Raw genomic sequence first — 15,447 nt, 5'->3', positions numbered from 1 at the left:
GGCGAGGGCAACGGATTCAAGGCGCAAGGTGCTTTCCTCATGCCTTGCGGGAACTAGCACCGATCATTGGGGACTTATTAATGCATACCCTGTACGACAGACGGTGTAAAGTTGCCTTTGGTCGTGTTAATTTAATGTCCAATTTTCTTGTGCGTGGGAAAAAATGCCTGTCAGAACATAGAGTTGGCACCACGCTTTAAAGGGTTTTCCGCCCTTTCTTCATAGAACCATTATTTTAGAGGCACGGGATACATGGAAATCGGTCTGCGCGAGTGGCTGATCGTCATCGGCATCATTGTCATCGCCGGTATTCTTTTTGATGGCTGGCGCCGGATGCGCGGTGGCAAGGGCAAGCTCAAGTTTCGTCTGGACCGCAGTTTCTCGAACCTGCCGGACGATGACTCCAATCCCGAACTGCTGGGCCCGGCCCGCGTGCTGGAAACCCACAAGGAACCCGAGCTGGACGAGCATGACCTGCCGTCGGTGAGCATGCCGGCGCGCGAGCCACGGGAAAAACCGTCCAAGCGCGGCAAGCGTGCCAGCGAGCCGACCCAGGGCGACCTGAACCTGAATCTCGACCTCGAAGAACAGGGCCCGAGCTTCAGCAGCCGTGATGACGACTTCGTCGACGACCACAAGCCGGCCGCGCGCCAGGACAAGGAGCGTCACGACAAGGAGCAGCCGGCGGCCGAGGAAGTGCTGGTGATCAGCGTGATCAGCCGCGACCCGAACGGCTTCAAGGGGCCGGCCCTGCTGCAGAACATCCTGGAAAGCGGCCTGCGTTTCGGCGAGATGGACATCTTCCACCGCCACGAAAGCATGGCCGGCAACGGCGAAGTACTGTTCTCCATGGCCAACGCGGTGAAGCCTGGCGTGTTCGACCTCGACGACATCGACCACTTCACCACCCCGGCGGTGAGCTTCTTCCTCGGCCTGCCTGGCCCGCGTTATCCGAAGCAGGCGTTCGACGTGATGGTGGCTGCGGCGCGCAAGCTGTCCCAGGAACTCAATGGCGAGCTGAAGGACGACCAGCGCAGCGTGCTGACCGCCCAGACCATCGAGCACTACCGCCAGCGCATCGTCGAGTTCGAACGCCGCGCGCTGACCCAGAAGCGCTGATTGGTTGGACAGGCTTGCCGGCCCTTTCGCGGGCAAGCCCAGATTCTGTAGGAGCCGGGCTTGCCCGCGAATAGGCCCTCCAGCTCACCGCCGAAACCGCACTAACATATTGAGCAGCCCCGGCTGCTCTTTTGCTTTCCGAGAGACCTCCATGACCTCCGCCCAGACCCGTATTCTAGAGCTGCGTGCTGAACTGGATCAGCACAACTACCGCTACCACGTGCTCGACGAACCGAGCATCCCGGACGCCGAATACGATCGCTTGTACCACGAGCTCAAGGCCCTGGAAGCCGAACACCCGGAACTGGTCACCGCCGACTCGCCGACCCAGCGCGTCGGCAGTGCCGCGCTGACGGCGTTCACCCAGGTCCGCCATGAAGTCCCGATGCTGAGCCTGGGCAACGCCTTCGAAGAAGTCGACATGCGCGAATTCGATCGGCGGGTCAGCGAAGGCCTCGACCTGCCGGCCGGCGACCTGTTCGGTGGCGGCGGTGCCGTCGAATACAGCTGCGAACCGAAACTCGATGGCCTGGCAGTCAGCCTGCTGTACCAGGACGGCCTGCTGGTGCGCGGCGCCACCCGGGGCGACGGCACCACCGGCGAAGACATCAGCGTCAACGTGCGCACCGTGCGCAACATTCCCCTCAAACTGCAGGGCACTGGCTGGCCGGCGACCCTCGAAGTGCGCGGCGAAGTCTTCATGTCCAAGGCCGGCTTCGAACGCCTCAACGCCGCGCAGGCGGAGGCGGGCGGCAAGACCTTCGCCAACCCGCGCAACGCCGCGGCGGGCAGCCTGCGCCAGCTCGACTCGAAGATCACCGCCAGCCGCCCGCTGGAGTTCTGCTGCTATGGCCTGGGCCAGGTGTCGCACGACATCGCCGACAGCCACATCGGCAACCTGCAACAGCTCAAGGCCTGGGGCATGCCCATCAGTCACGAGCTGAAACTGGCCAAGGGCATCGACGAATGCCTGGACTACTACCGCGCCATCGGCGAGCGGCGCAATGCGTTGCCCTATGAAATCGACGGCGTGGTGTTCAAGGTCAACAGCCTGGCCTCCCAGCGCGAGCTGGGCTTCCGTGCCCGCGAACCGCGCTGGGCGATCGCCCACAAATTCCCGGCGATGGAAGAACTCACCGAACTGCTCGACGTCGAATTCCAAGTCGGCCGCACCGGAGCGGTCACCCCGGTGGCCCGGCTGAAACCGGTCAAGGTCGCCGGTGTGACCGTCTCCAACGCTACCCTGCACAACATGGACGAAGTGGCGCGCCTGGGCCTGATGATCGGCGACACCGTGATCATCCGCCGCGCCGGCGACGTCATCCCGCAGGTGGTCCAGGTGGTCACCGAGCGCCGCCCGGAAAACGCCCGCGCCGTGCAGATTCCCGAGAGCTGCCCGGTGTGCGGTTCCCACGTCGAACGCACCCAACTGATCAAGCGCAGCAAGGGCCGCGAAACCATCAGCGAAGGCGCGGTGTACCGCTGCGTCGGTCGCCTGGCCTGCGGCGCGCAACTCAAGCAGGCGATCATCCACTTCGTCTCCCGCCGCGCGATGGACATCGAAGGCCTGGGCGACAAGACCATCGAACAACTGGTGGACGAAAACCTGATCGCCTCGCCGGCCGACCTCTATACCCTCAAGCGCGAAGACATCGTCGACCTCGAAGGCTTCGCCGAACTGTCGACCAGCAACCTGCTGCAAGCCATCGCCGACAGCAAGCAACCGAGCCTGGCGCGCTTCATCTACGCCCTGGGCATCCCGGACGTTGGCGAGGAGACCGCCAAGGTCCTGGCACGCTCCCTGGGTACGCTGGAGCGGGTCATGCAAGCGCTGCCATCGGTGCTGACCTACCTGCCGGACATCGGCCTGGAAGTGGCCCACGAGATCCACAGCTTTTTCGAGGACGAACACAACCGCACGGTGATCGGCCAATTGCTCGAACGCGGCCTGCTGCTGCAGGACCAGGGCGAGCTGGGCGCCGAGTTCGCCGCCAGCACCACCCTCGGTGGGCTCATCGCCAAGCTCGACATCAGCTCGGTAGGACCGACTGCGGCGGAAAAACTGGCGGCGAAGTTCGGCTCGGTCGAAGGCATCATCAAGGCCGACTGGCTGGACCTGCGCCAGGCCCTGAATGAAAAGCCGGCGAAGGCCGTACGGGAGTTCTTCGACGTACCGGGCAATGCCGAACGGGCGCTGGCGATCGAGGCGCAACTGCGTGATTTCGGCATGCACTGGCAGAGTGAGAAAAAGACCGTCGAAGGCCTGCCGCTGACCGGCCAGACCTGGGTGCTGACCGGCTCGCTGGAACTGATGAGCCGCGACGTGGCCAAGGACAAGCTGGAAAGCCTGGGGGCCAAGGTCGCCGGTTCCGTCTCGGCCAAGACTCATTGCGTGGTCGCAGGCCCCGGTGCCGGCTCAAAGCTGACCAAGGCCAACGAACTGGGCCTCAAGGTGCTGGACGAGGAAGCGTTCGTCGCCTTCCTGAAAACCCACGGCATCGAAGCCTGAGGTAGCGCCAGGCTTGCTCCCGCCTGGGCACTGCACCGGCCTGTACCGTGGCTTGCATTCACCTATAGGAGCCGGGCTTGCCCGCGAAGAACGGTCACGCGGGCTCCCTGAAGGCCCGCAGTGCCCTGTCGATTGATCATTCCCACGCGGAGCGTGGGAATGATCGGCACAGTGCCAGCGTCGTTCGCCGGATTCATGCGCGGCGCGAGCACTGGTGGGATTCATCCGCGAATACGCCTTCACAAACACTGCCTGGCTCCCTGTTACCAGCACTCTGCCTGGCTGATTTTTCACTGCCTGTCAGTCAGAAAAATCCTCAAGTGCAGCGGATTTTCCTACCCATTCACGCCAATGCAGAGAAGGGCGCCGCAGAGCCTTCTTCCAGGTGCTAATTGTCGAAAGATCTCTTTAACTTGCATGAAGTTTCCTAGAAAATCCCAACCCGTTGCGCCTGTTCCGGCTGGGCTCTAGTCTGCGTCTTGTCACCGCAAAATCGGTGATACGGACGTGCAAGTCCGGTTTGGTGGAGCGCAGCACATATCCAGGGTTTTCAGGCATCTCGGTGTCTGGGTCTTGTGTTATGGCGGCTGTACGTGGGAGATCTTCGGGATCTGCCGGGAATGCTCCTTTGCCACCGGTCTTGCACACCTGCGTATAGCTGCCACCTTCTTTCGTGTGCAAGCGAACGGTGGCGGCTCCATTTGGCATTAAGGAGCATCACCATGTTCAAGATCACCCCCAACCCCCCAGCCGAAGACCTGTCATCCCCCGCCGGCCAACGCGCCGTCGACCGAGCCTTCGCCCACTACGAACTTTCCTCCCTGACCAGGCGACGCTCACGACGCGAACCGCTGGCGGCCGAAGACACCCTGGCCCAAATCCACGAAATCCTCCAATCCGCCTCCGCGACCGCCTACGAATGCGCGGATCACCTGCAAGGCACCACCCGCAAACTGGCCCTGGCCGTCGTGCACCTGGTCGACCTGGCCCAGGTCCGCGTCGACGAGCTGCTGGATGCAAAACAGATAACCACCTGATCTCGGTGCCAGGTTCCAGAAGTGGAGCAGGGCTTGCCGGCCCATTCGCGGGCAAGCCGCGCTCCTACAGGGCCGCGTCGTGCACATACGGCGGCACACCACACTTCTGTAGGAGCCGGAGGTGCGGCGACCCGAGTTGCCCGCGAATAGGTCCTCAAGTACCGCTGACGACCCTGGAGCCTCCCACATCTCTGCCGCCTGTCCGGGTGCCGATGCTCTTCCGGCCTGCCCCCAAACAGACAAGTGCTTGACCCCCATCGAATTTTTACAGCACCTGGCGGTTGTAACTTCCCGTTATCCAGGTACAATGGCGCGGCTCGCTGCCAGGCGAGTGTTGTCATGGTGACCCCATCGGTCCCCCCGCAACGATTACCCGTCAACCTGGTCAGGCCCGGAAGGGAGCAGCCACAGCGGGAACATTGTGTGCCGGGGTGTGGCTGGTGGGGTTGCCTCCAGTTACCTAAATGGCTGATTCTTAACGGTTTTTCACCCTTTACCACGCGGTGGTAGAATGAGTGATACATCCGTGTCGACCATCCCGTCTTACCTCTTGTTATCCCGCCACTCGGTCTATTACTTCCGAATCGTGGTGCCGGATGTCATTCGCCCAGTGTTCTCCCAAAGGAGATTCGTCGTTCCCTGCAAATTCGTTGCAAGCGGGAGGCGCTGATCCGTGGGCCGGACTACAGGCGTTTCATAAAAGCGCGCCCTCCATAGAAGACGCGCTTAATTTCTTTATCTACGGCCTTTGGAACGATGCTTGGTGGCTAGCCCAAAACGTGCTTTCTGTTCGCGCTGCTCAACGATCAAGAAATCCCTGAATACCGGATGAATCTCCCAAAGAGTTTGCTGGATATCATTCCAGCGTGCTTTTACCAAAAGCCCCGGATCTTCGTGGGGAAGTATGAAGCGATAACCTTCTCGTTGTCTGTCATCTGTAACGCGTGGGTAGAAGATGCCAGCTTGGAAAAGGAGGGACCAAAGATTGAAGATATCCTCCTCTTTGGTCGGTTTGAGCACTAGTCCATTGAGATGAATAGTAAAAGAGCTTTGGATGGTGATTAGGTGCTTTTTGACAGCCTCGGCGTCCGCTAAGAAAGCGCCGTGGGAGCATTCTAGACGTGACATTGAGCGAATTACGTGCAGTAACTCTGGGCATTCTTCAGCGTACTCACCGGCAACAAGCTCCGCTCTCTCCTGCGAATACTTTGGCATCACGGCTGAAAGAATATTGTCATCGATTTTTTTTACTTCATCTGTGAGCGCAAGCTTAACCATTTTCTCAACAAGCTGTACGGCGTCCCTAGGTCGCTCACGTGAGCGGGATTTAATGAGGTCCGGCCAACTGCTCAGTGCCTCGCTATTTGGCATTCGCGGCATATCGCCTTCGAAGAAAAGAGAGTAGTTTGCTGTGATTGTATCGTAACCAGCTTTATTTGCCGCGAGAACTAAGCGCTTCTCTATGATGCTTTGTGAGAAAGAGTCGGGTTTAAGTGGTAAACCAATGGCTGGAAATGGTCTATCTGATCCCGTTGCCCGGTGCCCTCTTTTTTCAGGCTTCTCCAAATTTCATCGCGTAACGAAATCACGCATCGAATTTGATTATTTTTCTGTGTTAATTCCCTTAGTGCCAGAATGCATGCCCAGATTCGGTTAAGATGGTTGCGAGTTCCAGGGTTGGCAACTTGGTCTGTATCATCAATTAAAACGTAAAAAGCTGTCTTTGATTGTTTTATGTTTGCTTCTACAGCACGCTCCAGTTTTCGGCAGTTGGTAGCGGTAGCTGTAGGAAGCAGGGACGAGAAATCAATGCTAGTGAAAGGTTTTGCAAAACTGTTCAATGCGCGTGAAAATTTTGAGACAAAATCAACGTCTTTGACTCCTGCATCGACTGCTGCTTGCAGAAGTACTGTGTTTTCGCCGCTGATTAGAAGCGGGAGTTGTTCGCCAATAGCAACCGAAATGGCCTTCATGAATGCCTGATAGGCTATTCTAGTGAGCTCCCCTGATGAGGCGTTCTCAGTCATCCCAGATAAGTCTAGATCCATGGGCTTTATCAGGATCCCAGGTATGTTCCCCTCCTTCAGGAAGCGTTGGGTAAAATCTAAGATAGCACTCTTGCCAGAGCCTTTTTTACCGATGAGCAGTCGGGGGCTTCCGACCGGGGGGGCGATGATATCTGCGTATTCGTGCGTTTGGACGAACGCTTCTTGAAGGATCACCTTTTCGCCTTCGGCTGTTCCAGTGGGGACATAAAAGTGAAGCGCCCTCATCAAATCTTCTAGAGCCGGGGTGTCCTCTTCAGCATGCATATTCATTCCTTTAATCGCTATTACTGGCATGGTTTCAATCGTCATGCCTGCCCACAGAGCAGGGTGGCCGAGATTGAAGGCAAAATGCCATGACATGTCGTGCTAAATCAACCTGTAAAGGAACGTTTATCGTTTGCTTGTCCCCCTCCTTAGTATGAAAGACAGGGGTACTGATTGGGCAACCGAAGGCGCCCTGCGGGCGAAAGAGGAGGGTCATCGTGGTTCTTGGCTAACGTTGAGTTTGAACGCGAAATGCGCGAAAACGCGACTAATCTATTTCTCGATCACTTATTCCAGGGCGCGGGCAGGCCCATGTCGTAGCCTCTATGGCTGCTCGACAGGAAGGTTACGACGAGAAAAAAGCAAGGCCCCCGTGACCATGACGAAAGTCTTCCACATGATCAGCACATCGCTATGAGGCAGCCAGGCCGTTGGAAACAGAATGCTCAGCAATCCTGCCAGCGCCAATAGGATGCCAAGTCACTTGCGCCATCGAGGTGGTTTTATCCACCGGTCAACCACGTACGCTACCACGACCATCAACGCGAGCTGCTCTGGGGGGGTGAGCATGGTAGACCTCAGCTTTTGATGATCAAGACAATGGACGAGTGCTGTGATCCGATACCCCCTTGGACCTTGGCGTCCAGGGCTATTAGCACATCACCTGCGTGATAGCTCCGGAGGCGGCTGGAAACGAAAGCCGAAGCTCCTGCATGTGCTGGTAGGGCTACCAATGGGTGTTTCATTCTTCCAACTGCGAAGCTGATTATTCCGGAAATCACGCTGGTAACTACCCAGCGCTGATCGTTCAGCGCATCGCCCTGGTCTCGATTCAACGGTTTTGTTTTGAAATGGCGACTGACATGACACAAGGAAGGTGCTTGGCCTGCATGCGGTCGTACAGCTCTTTCACTTTTTCGACAATCTGATAGTTGTGCTGTCTTACGGCTGCAAAGTGGAGCGTGTTGAGCTGATAACGGTTGTCCTCCCTGACGGTGAATTCGCTGATGTCGAAGCCCCCCCCGATGAGCAACGATCCTGTATGCCCTGTCGATTCGCATTGATGGCCTCACGTCACAAGTGCTCGATTCTTCAGCAAAGCTTGGAAGTTGCCTTGATACCGCCTCGTTCAGGATTCAGTATCGTCCTGCAATGCCGCAAATGGCTGGCGAAAATTACGGTGTAGAGTGACGACGTCGGGTGTAAATGAGCGATATTCATTTTTCAGCGCGTCAAGTCGTGAAAATAAATCTGTCGCCGTCTTGCCGTCTTGATCCACTGGCATCTTTATCAATGTTTCGATGGTGGCATATGGCCTTGCCTTGATTGTAAGTATCCTAGAGAATCCGCGCTGTCTGTGCGGCCCTAGGGGTGACGGGGTCTGTACAGCATGGACGTTTTTACGGTAGAAGGAGAAGGGTGTGAAAAAGCTGTTCAAGTGGGTAGGGATCGTTATTGGTATCCTGTTTGTCATCGGTTTCATCAGCAATGCAATGAAATCGCCTGAACAGAAGCAGGCTGAGGCGGCTGCTCTGGCTCAGGCCAGCAAGGACAGGGCGCAGGCGGAACTGGAGAAGGCTAAACAGGAGCTGGCGGCTCTCCCCGCAGTGTCGGCAGGCGATATTGCCGTTGCCTACAATGAGAACACCGTTGCTGCCGATCAGAAGTTCAAAGGCAAGAAGTTCAAGGTCTCGGGTACGGTATCTGATATCAATACCGATTTCATGGGCAATCCTTATCTGACGCTGCGTGGTGGTGTGAATCAGTTCATGGAGCCACAGTTCTCGTTCGACAAATCCGATGCCAACTCGCTTGCATCGCTCAAGAAGGGCGTCAAGGTAACCCTGATCTGTGTTGGTAAGGGGGACGTGGCAAAAATCCCAATGTCGGGCTCCTGCGCACTGCTCTGATTATTGTAATGACCGTTTGACGAAGGGGCCCATCCAGGATGGGCCCTTTTTATTTTGGTCCGCCTGTATTCTCTTACCTCTTGAGGGACCGCAAATCGCCGCCCACAACTCCCTCGGTGACAACTCATAATGCTTGCGAAACCGCACTGCAAAGTACAAGAGCGGTACGGATCAACGCCCACTCGCCCAGCGCTTGTAATCCGCTGGCGTCATCCCTGTCAGTTGAATAAAAGCTCGGCGGAACGAGGTTTCCTCACTGTACCCACACTTGAGCGCCACCTGCTTGACGCTGGCCCCCGGCGTTTCCAGCAGCACGCAGGCCGTTTCGATGCGCACGCGGGTGATAAAGGTCTTGGGCGACTCGTTGCTCAGTTCCCTGAGGCGCCGGTGCAGGGTTCTTTCGCTCAGGTTCAGGGCATTGGCCAAGCCTTCGGCAGTTATCCCCGGATGGGCATGGCGGACGATCTGTTCGGCCTGAAGCAGCAGGGGATCGGCCGCGTTGATAAAACCTCGCGGCGCATAGATGGCCTGGGGCAGCGGCAGGCTGTCGGCCACCGAAACATCGGCCGCCAACTTGGCCACCGCCGGGCCGGCCTGGCGACGGATGACATGCAGCGCCAGGTCGACCCAGGACAACGGGCCGCCGGTGGTGATGATGCCATCCTGTTCTTCGACCGCCGTGCCCCACACGGTCCGGGCCTTGGGGAAACGCTGCTTGAAGGCATGGTGCAGCCACCAGGTGGTGGTGCAGCGTCGGCCATCAAGCAGTCCGGCTTCGCCCAGCACGAAGGTGCCGGCACAGGCTGCGCCCACCAGCCCACCATTTTCATGCCGTTCCTTGAGCCAGCCCGCCGCCTGGCGAATCGAGTCCGAGAGCGGCGGCAACTTGTCGGCACCCAGCGCCATGCCGGTGACCAGGGCGACATCGCACCGGGCCAAGTCATTGAATGAACCGTCCACCGGAATCAGGCGACCCTGGGGATCACGCAGCGCCTGGCCATCCGCGCTGACGATGGTGGTCTGGAATTCCACCCGGCCTGGATCCGGCAGGCTTGCCACCGTTCCCTCCGGCGGTGAGCGCAGGGCCTGGTTGGTGATCCAGAACAGATCGGCCAGGCCGGTGATCGCAGACAGCAAACTGCCTTCTACCGCGACAATCGCAATGCGCATGGGAAAGGTGGCTCGGTGAGGTGACAGGTTTGGCGAGTTTTGCATGAAACATGGCTTGTTTGCCATCTGCTGTCGTTGCAAGTACCTCGATAGACTGGCTCCCATCAACGGATCAAGGCACTGCGTCATGAATGGGTTCATGTGTTCACATCGTTCCACCAGGCTTCAGGTTGGCAATGGGCCTCACTCTTTCAAATGGCTGGGGCGCCTGGCAGCCGCGGTCGGGCTGACGGTGCTCTTCAGCGGCGCGCCGGTCAGCGCCGCACCCGCTGCGGGGAGTGTGCGCAATATCGTGCTGGTGCACGGTGCCTTTGCCGATGGCTCCAGTTGGTCGCAGGTTATCTCCCGGCTGCAAGCCAAGGGCTACCACGTTACGGCGGTGCAGAACCCCCTGACTTCATTGGCCGACGATGTCGGCGCCACCGTGCGCGTCCTGCGGCGGCAACAGGGCGACGTGCTGCTGGTGGGGCATTCCTGGGCCGGCGCGGTGATCAGCCAGGCGGGTAATGCCAGCAATGTCAAAGGCCTGGTCTATCTCTCCGCCCTGGCACCCGACAGCGGCGAATCGGTGGCGGACCTGCTGGAAAAATTCAAGGCGCCGATGGATGGCCTGACGCCGGACAGCGAGGGGCTGATCTGGCTGGAGGATCCGCAGGTGTTCCAGCAAGTGATGGCCGCTGACCTGCCGCTGAATAAGGTGCGGGTGCTGGCCGCGACCCAGCAACCGATCGCCGTCGCCAGCTTTGCTGGCAAGGTCCGGCATGCGGCGTGGCACGACAAGCCGAGCTGGTACCTGAAGACGACAAGCGACCAGGCCCTGCGCCCTGATGTGCAACAAGCCATCGCCCAGCGAATGGGTGCCAGGATCACTTCAGTCGATTCCAGCCACCTGTCGTTGCTTTCCCACCCCGATGCGGTGGCCGGTTTGATCGATCGAGCGGCAAGGGAAGCCGGCCAGTGAGCCGTTTCAGGGAAACCTGGAGAACGGGATAACCCAACCGATGAACGTGAGGTGTGAATGAACATTCTGCATATCGACTCCAGCATCCTGGGCGAGGGCTCCGTGACGCGCGAGCTGTCTGCCGAGCTTGTGGCGCAACTGCGTGCCCGCCATCCCACTGCCAGGGTCACGTACCGCGACCTGGCCGAGCACGAAGTCCGTCACCTGAACGGTGCCATCGCCGCCGGGTTCCGGCAGCCGGGGGGCGGCGAGTGGGATGAGGCCACGGTGCGCGAGCACCAGGTTTCCGAAACGCTGGTGACCGAGTTTCTGCACAGCGACCTGCTGGTGATCGGCGCGCCCATGTACAACTTTTCGCTATCGAGCCAGTTAAAGGCCTGGCTGGACCGCATTGCCCAGGTAGGGCGCACGTTCAAGTACACGGAAAACGGTCCGGTTGGCCTGTCGGCCGGCAGGCGGGTGATCGTGGTTTCGGCGCGCGGCGGTTTCTATGCGCAAGGCCCTTTCGCCCACATGGACTTCCAGGAGAACTATCTCAAGGCGTTCTTCGGTTTCCTGGGGATTGGCGATGTGCAGTTTGTTCGTGCCGAAGGGGCGTCGAAAGGCGACCAGGTACGACAGCAGGGGATCACACGGGCCAGGTTGGCCATTGCCGATGTACTGAGCGGTTTGCCGGTTTCCGCCTGACTCCACACCTTGATGAGGATAGACCCATGCTATTTGCCATTACGCTGAGCTACACTCGTCCGATCGAGCAGGTCAAGGCTCATCTGGATGCTCACAAGGACTGGCTGGTGCAGTTCATCAAGGCCGGCCGCATCCTGGTGGCCGGGCCACTGCAACAGCAGGGCGGCGGGTTCATCCTCGCGCAGGGAGAGGGTGTTTCCGATATCGAGCGGATGCTGGCCGAGGATCCGTTCGTTGTTTACCAACTGGTGACTTTCGACATTCGCTGCTGCGAGCCGGCGATCCGTTCCAGCAGCTTTCCCGAACAGTGGGCGCCGGAGGCCAGGGCGGTCTAGATTGCCGCCCGCAACTCCCTCGGCGACAACCCGTAATGCTTGCGAAACCGCACCGCAAAGCGTGACGCCGAGGCATACCCGCTCGCCGCGGCAATCTCGCCAATCGGCCTTGGCGTGGTCTGCAGCCAGTGCAGCGCCATGCCCAGCCGGACGTTTTCCAGGATATTGCTGAAACTGTCGTCCTCGTTCGCCAGTTGGCGCCGCAAGGTCGAGGCCCCCAGATGCAGGCGTTCGGCGACATCGGCCACCGTCCAGTCCCGTGCCGGAGCGCTCATGACGATCTGCTGCACGCGTTCGCACAGCGGGTCGCGGCGGTCCAGCAGTACCGGCCCGGCCCAGCCGCCCAGGGTCAGCGCCAGCAGCACCGCTTCGGCGTAATGAATGCGCAAGGCCTCCGGCGCGTCGGTGTTGATGGCTTCCAGCAGGCTTTCCCAGGCACCGGTGATGTGCCGGTCCAGTGGTACGCAGAGTTCCTGCGGGCCGACCTGGGCGGGCAGGGCGTTGATCTGCTGGCCGTGACGGGCGCTGAAGGCGCGTAACAGTTCCGTGGGGAAACTCACCGTGTCGGCGATGTAGTAACCCTGCATACCGGGAAAGTTGTTGATCGCCAGTTCACGCCCCGCCGGCAGCAGTATCAGGTGCCTGGAGCCTACGCGCATCTGCCGGTCGTCCCAGCTCATCAGCTTTTCCCCCTGGCGAATCCGGCACAGGGTGGTGACGAAGATCGGCACCCGCTGCAGCGCATGGGGCTGGCGGGCCTGGATTACGCTGGTGCCGAGGCGGCTTTCGCGATGCTGGGGGCCGGCAGGTGCGTGCATGGTTACGGGCGTCCGTAGGTGGCGGTGAGGGTGGCCTTGCCCAGGGCGTTGGCGTTGAGCATGTAGCCTACCAGGGCGCCGCTGGACTGTTCGTCGACCGGCAGTCTATCCGTCTTCAAGGCCCACACGGTGAACTGGTAACGGTGCGGTTTATCGCCTGGCGGTGGGCAGGCGCCGCCGAAGCCGGGTTGGCCGTAGTCGGTGCGCCCCTGCACGGAGCCTGCGGGCAACTGGCCGCCCTTGCTGCCGGCGCCGGAAGGCAGTTCATGGGTGGTGGCGGGGAGGTTGACCACGGTCCAGTGCCACCAGCCGCTGCCGGTCGGGGCGTCCGGGTCGTAGGCGGTGATGGCGAAGCTTTGGGTGCCCGCCGGGGCATTCTGCCAGGACAGTTGCGGCGAGGTGTTGCCGCCGCTGCAACCGAAGCCCTGGAAGACTTCGCGGCTGGTCAGTGGCTTGCCGTCGCTGATGTCGTGGCTGCTGACGGTGAAGTCGGCGGCCTGGGCGGCAACGCTCATGGTGAGGGCGGCGAGGAGGAAGGGGATTTTCATGGGCGTCTCGTCTTTGGGTGGAAAGGCGAGTCTATGGGGTGGCGCAAGCCGGTGTTGTGCCGCGGCGCTCGGGTGTTGTGCCGAAACGCTCGGGTAGTGTCAGGGTGAGGGCTTCTGCGGGCAAGCCCGCTCCCACAGCGGGAGGCGGGCTGCCGGAAGGATCATTTGCGTTTGAACAGTTTGCCGAGGAAGCCGGCGATGGCCACCAGGCCCAGGATGATGAACTTCTTGAAGGCCAGCAGGGCTACGCCGATCTTGGCGAACAGGCCGGCCTTGGCGGCGATGCCGCCGGCGACCAGGGCGGCCAGGCCGTACGGCGCCAGCTTGTCGGTCTTGGCGTCGTAGTCGGCGTAGCGATTGCCGTCGGTGAAGTTGGTGAAGGCGAGGATCTTCGGCGTTTCCTGCTTGATGGTCTGCAGGTCGGCCATCGCCGCCACGGCATTGAGTTCCAGCACGCCCTCGCGACCCAGCACGCGGATGCTGTAGTTCAGGGTGGTCTGGTCGGCGTCGTCGGCCTTCAGCTCGCGGGCCCAGTACATCTTGTGGGTGCCCTGGTCGTAGCTCGGGGGCTCGGCCCAGCCCAGCAGTGTCAGGCCGGCGTAGCCCTGCTTGCGCCGCTCCTTGTTGTCTTCCTCGTCATCGGCCTGCATCTGCTTGAGCAGGTCGGCGTAGTCGATCTTGGCCGCGTCATCGTCGGAAATGTGGCCGTCGTTCTTGTAGCTGATGATCACGCCCCAGCCATTGTCGGCCAGCGGGCTGACGGCGGTCGGGATGATCATGCCGAGGGTCTTGTGGCCTGGCGGGTTGCCCCAGGCTTCGGTCAGCAGCCGCTCGGTGTCGTCCGGCGACAGGTAGTAGAACTCGTTGTTGAGCTGCAGGGTGGCGATGCCGCTGGGCAGGGTGATGTTGCCGTGCTGTTGCTTGAGGGTGGCCAGCCATTGTTCGGCGGTCTGGTGCGGCTGCTCGCTGGCGGTTGGCGCAGGCGCGGGGGTGTTGGCGGCAATGGCGGGCAAAGTGGTCGCGCTGAGCAACACTGCCACCAACAACTGGCGCAGGTGTTTCATCGTAGTCCCTTACATTTTGAATTAATTTGGTCGGGCAGGATAACCGAAAGGACTGGTCAATCGCCAGATTGTCGTGTCCACAGCCTACTGCGGCGTGGTCTCCAGGCGCTCCTGCAACAGCCGGGCGAAGGCCTCTCGGGCTGGGTGGCGGGTGGTTTCCTTGTGCCAGATGAAGCTGTTCTGCACCGGTGTCAGTTCGTCGAAACGATAGGTCGCCAGCCCCGTCGATTGCTCGAAGCGGCGCAGGATGCCTTCCGGCACCAGCGATACGCCGGCCCCGGCGTTCACGCAGCCAATGATGGTGCCCCAACTGCCATAGCTGGCGATCGGCGGGTTGCGATCGTGTTCCTGTACCCAGTTCTTCAGCGCAGCGCGATAGGGGCAGCCGCTGGGCCACATGATCAGGGTGCGGCCCAGCAGGTCATGGGCACTGTGGATCGCTGGGCTGCCGGCGGCGCTGATCAGCACCAGGTTCTCGCGGTAGAGCGCAGCGCTGGCGATTTTCGGGTGATGGATGTCGACGGCCACCAGGGCGCCGTCGAGGCGGCGCTGGCGGACGTCCTCCATCAACTGCGTCCAGGTGCCGGTGATCAGCTCCAGGCTGACCTCGGGGTAGGCCTGGTGGTACTCGGCGAGCAGCGCCGGCAGGTGCACGGTCGCGCAGGACTCGATGGCGCCAATGCGCAAGGTCCCGCAAGGGCGGGTGTTGGCGTCGACGGCACGCTTGGCTTCGTCCACCAGGTTGAGGATCTTCGCGCAGTAGTCCAGGAAAATCTGTCCGGCCGGGCTGATGCTCAGGCCGCGCCCGGCGCGCACGAACAGTTCGGTGCCCAGTTCGCCTTCCAGTTGCTTGATGCGCGTGGTGATGTTGGACGGCACGCAATGCAGCCGTTGCGCGGCGAGGGCGATGCTGCCGGTTTCGGCAACGGCTTTAACCATGCGCATTTGCGCCAGTTCCATGATTCACTCCCGGTGAA

14 protein-coding genes and 1 other RNA gene are annotated in these 15,447 nt (G+C 60.4%); 8 read left to right on the top strand and 7 right to left on the bottom strand.

Going from position 1 to position 15,447, the window contains the following annotated elements; translation table 11 throughout:
* Window positions 1–252: 252 nt before the first annotated feature.
* From zipA to ffs, 4 genes are all read left to right on the top strand, one after another.
* On the top strand, window positions 253–1,119 hold the full coding sequence (zipA, locus tag PF66_RS22890) for a cell division protein ZipA (RefSeq protein ID WP_054056862.1): 867 nt from the start codon (window positions 253–255) through the stop codon (window positions 1,117–1,119).
* A 151-nt stretch (window positions 1,120–1,270) separates the two neighbouring features.
* Window positions 1,271–3,628, top strand: coding sequence for an NAD-dependent DNA ligase LigA (ligA, locus tag PF66_RS22885; RefSeq protein WP_054063902.1), 2,358 nt, complete (start codon window positions 1,271–1,273; stop codon window positions 3,626–3,628).
* A 722-nt stretch (window positions 3,629–4,350) separates the two neighbouring features.
* Complete coding sequence (locus tag PF66_RS22880) at window positions 4,351–4,665, top strand: DUF6124 family protein (RefSeq protein ID WP_054056860.1); 315 nt, start codon at window positions 4,351–4,353, stop codon at window positions 4,663–4,665.
* Between the two features lie 349 nt (window positions 4,666–5,014).
* Window positions 5,015–5,111, top strand: an RNA gene (gene ffs / locus PF66_RS32230) — signal recognition particle sRNA small type.
* Between the two features lie 289 nt (window positions 5,112–5,400).
* On the opposite strand, the gene PF66_RS22875 is transcribed toward ffs, so the two are convergent.
* Both PF66_RS22875 and PF66_RS22870 read right to left on the bottom strand, forming a co-directional pair.
* Window positions 5,401–6,036, bottom strand: coding sequence for a hypothetical protein (locus PF66_RS22875; protein WP_054063901.1), 636 nt, complete (start codon window positions 6,034–6,036; stop codon window positions 5,401–5,403).
* Between the two features lie 89 nt (window positions 6,037–6,125).
* Entirely contained in the window at window positions 6,126–7,073 is a 948-nt protein-coding gene (locus PF66_RS22870) for a P-loop ATPase, Sll1717 family (protein WP_152973072.1), read from the bottom strand.
* Window positions 7,074–8,398: 1,325 nt separating this feature from the next.
* Between PF66_RS22870 and PF66_RS22860 the strand changes: the two genes are divergently transcribed.
* A complete protein-coding gene (locus tag PF66_RS22860) occupies window positions 8,399–8,887 on the top strand; it encodes an OB-fold protein (RefSeq protein WP_054056856.1) in 489 nt (162 codons plus the stop codon).
* 171 nt (window positions 8,888–9,058) lie between these two features.
* Here the strand turns inward: PF66_RS22860 and PF66_RS22855 are convergent, their stop codons facing one another.
* On the bottom strand, window positions 9,059–10,057 hold the full coding sequence (locus tag PF66_RS22855; protein WP_054056855.1) for a GlxA family transcriptional regulator: 999 nt from the start codon (window positions 10,055–10,057) through the stop codon (window positions 9,059–9,061).
* A gap of 127 nt (window positions 10,058–10,184) precedes the next feature.
* Between PF66_RS22855 and PF66_RS22850 the strand changes: the two genes are divergently transcribed.
* Genes PF66_RS22850 through PF66_RS22840 form a run of 3 tightly spaced genes read left to right on the top strand, consistent with a single transcriptional unit; the run spans window position 10,185 to window position 12,040 of the window.
* Window positions 10,185–11,018: an alpha/beta fold hydrolase gene (locus PF66_RS22850; protein ID WP_054063899.1), complete on the top strand. Its 834-nt coding sequence runs from the start codon at window positions 10,185–10,187 to the stop codon at window positions 11,016–11,018.
* A gap of 57 nt (window positions 11,019–11,075) precedes the next feature.
* Window positions 11,076–11,705 carry an FMN-dependent NADH-azoreductase gene (locus tag PF66_RS22845; protein ID WP_054056853.1) on the top strand — a complete coding sequence of 210 codons (630 nt, stop codon included), beginning with the start codon at window positions 11,076–11,078 and terminating at the stop codon, window positions 11,703–11,705.
* Window positions 11,706–11,731: 26 nt separating this feature from the next.
* Complete coding sequence (locus tag PF66_RS22840) at window positions 11,732–12,040, top strand: YciI family protein (protein WP_054063898.1); 309 nt, start codon at window positions 11,732–11,734, stop codon at window positions 12,038–12,040.
* On the opposite strand, the gene PF66_RS22835 is transcribed toward PF66_RS22840, so the two are convergent.
* The 4 genes from PF66_RS22835 to PF66_RS22820 all read right to left on the bottom strand — a co-directional run bounded on the left by PF66_RS22835 (window position 12,037) and on the right by PF66_RS22820 (window position 15,430).
* Window positions 12,037–12,858, bottom strand: coding sequence for a helix-turn-helix transcriptional regulator (locus PF66_RS22835; RefSeq protein WP_054056851.1), 822 nt, complete (start codon window positions 12,856–12,858; stop codon window positions 12,037–12,039). The genes PF66_RS22840 and PF66_RS22835 overlap by 4 nt on opposite strands.
* A 2-nt stretch (window positions 12,859–12,860) precedes the next feature.
* Window positions 12,861–13,406, bottom strand: a complete 546-nt coding sequence (locus PF66_RS22830; RefSeq protein WP_054063897.1) for a kinase inhibitor — start codon at window positions 13,404–13,406, stop codon at window positions 12,861–12,863.
* A 161-nt stretch (window positions 13,407–13,567) separates the two neighbouring features.
* Window positions 13,568–14,470, bottom strand: coding sequence for a DUF2167 domain-containing protein (locus PF66_RS22825; RefSeq protein WP_054063896.1), 903 nt, complete (start codon window positions 14,468–14,470; stop codon window positions 13,568–13,570).
* An 84-nt stretch (window positions 14,471–14,554) separates the two neighbouring features.
* A complete protein-coding gene (locus PF66_RS22820; RefSeq protein ID WP_054063895.1) occupies window positions 14,555–15,430 on the bottom strand; it encodes a LysR family transcriptional regulator in 876 nt (291 codons plus the stop codon).
* Window positions 15,431–15,447: the final 17 nt, after the last annotated feature.

Origin of the sequence: Pseudomonas asplenii, from assembly GCF_001293465.1 — a bacterium.
GTDB lineage: Bacteria > Pseudomonadota > Gammaproteobacteria > Pseudomonadales > Pseudomonadaceae > Aquipseudomonas > Aquipseudomonas fuscovaginae_B.
This window is presented reverse-complemented; position numbering and strand designations above follow the sequence as displayed.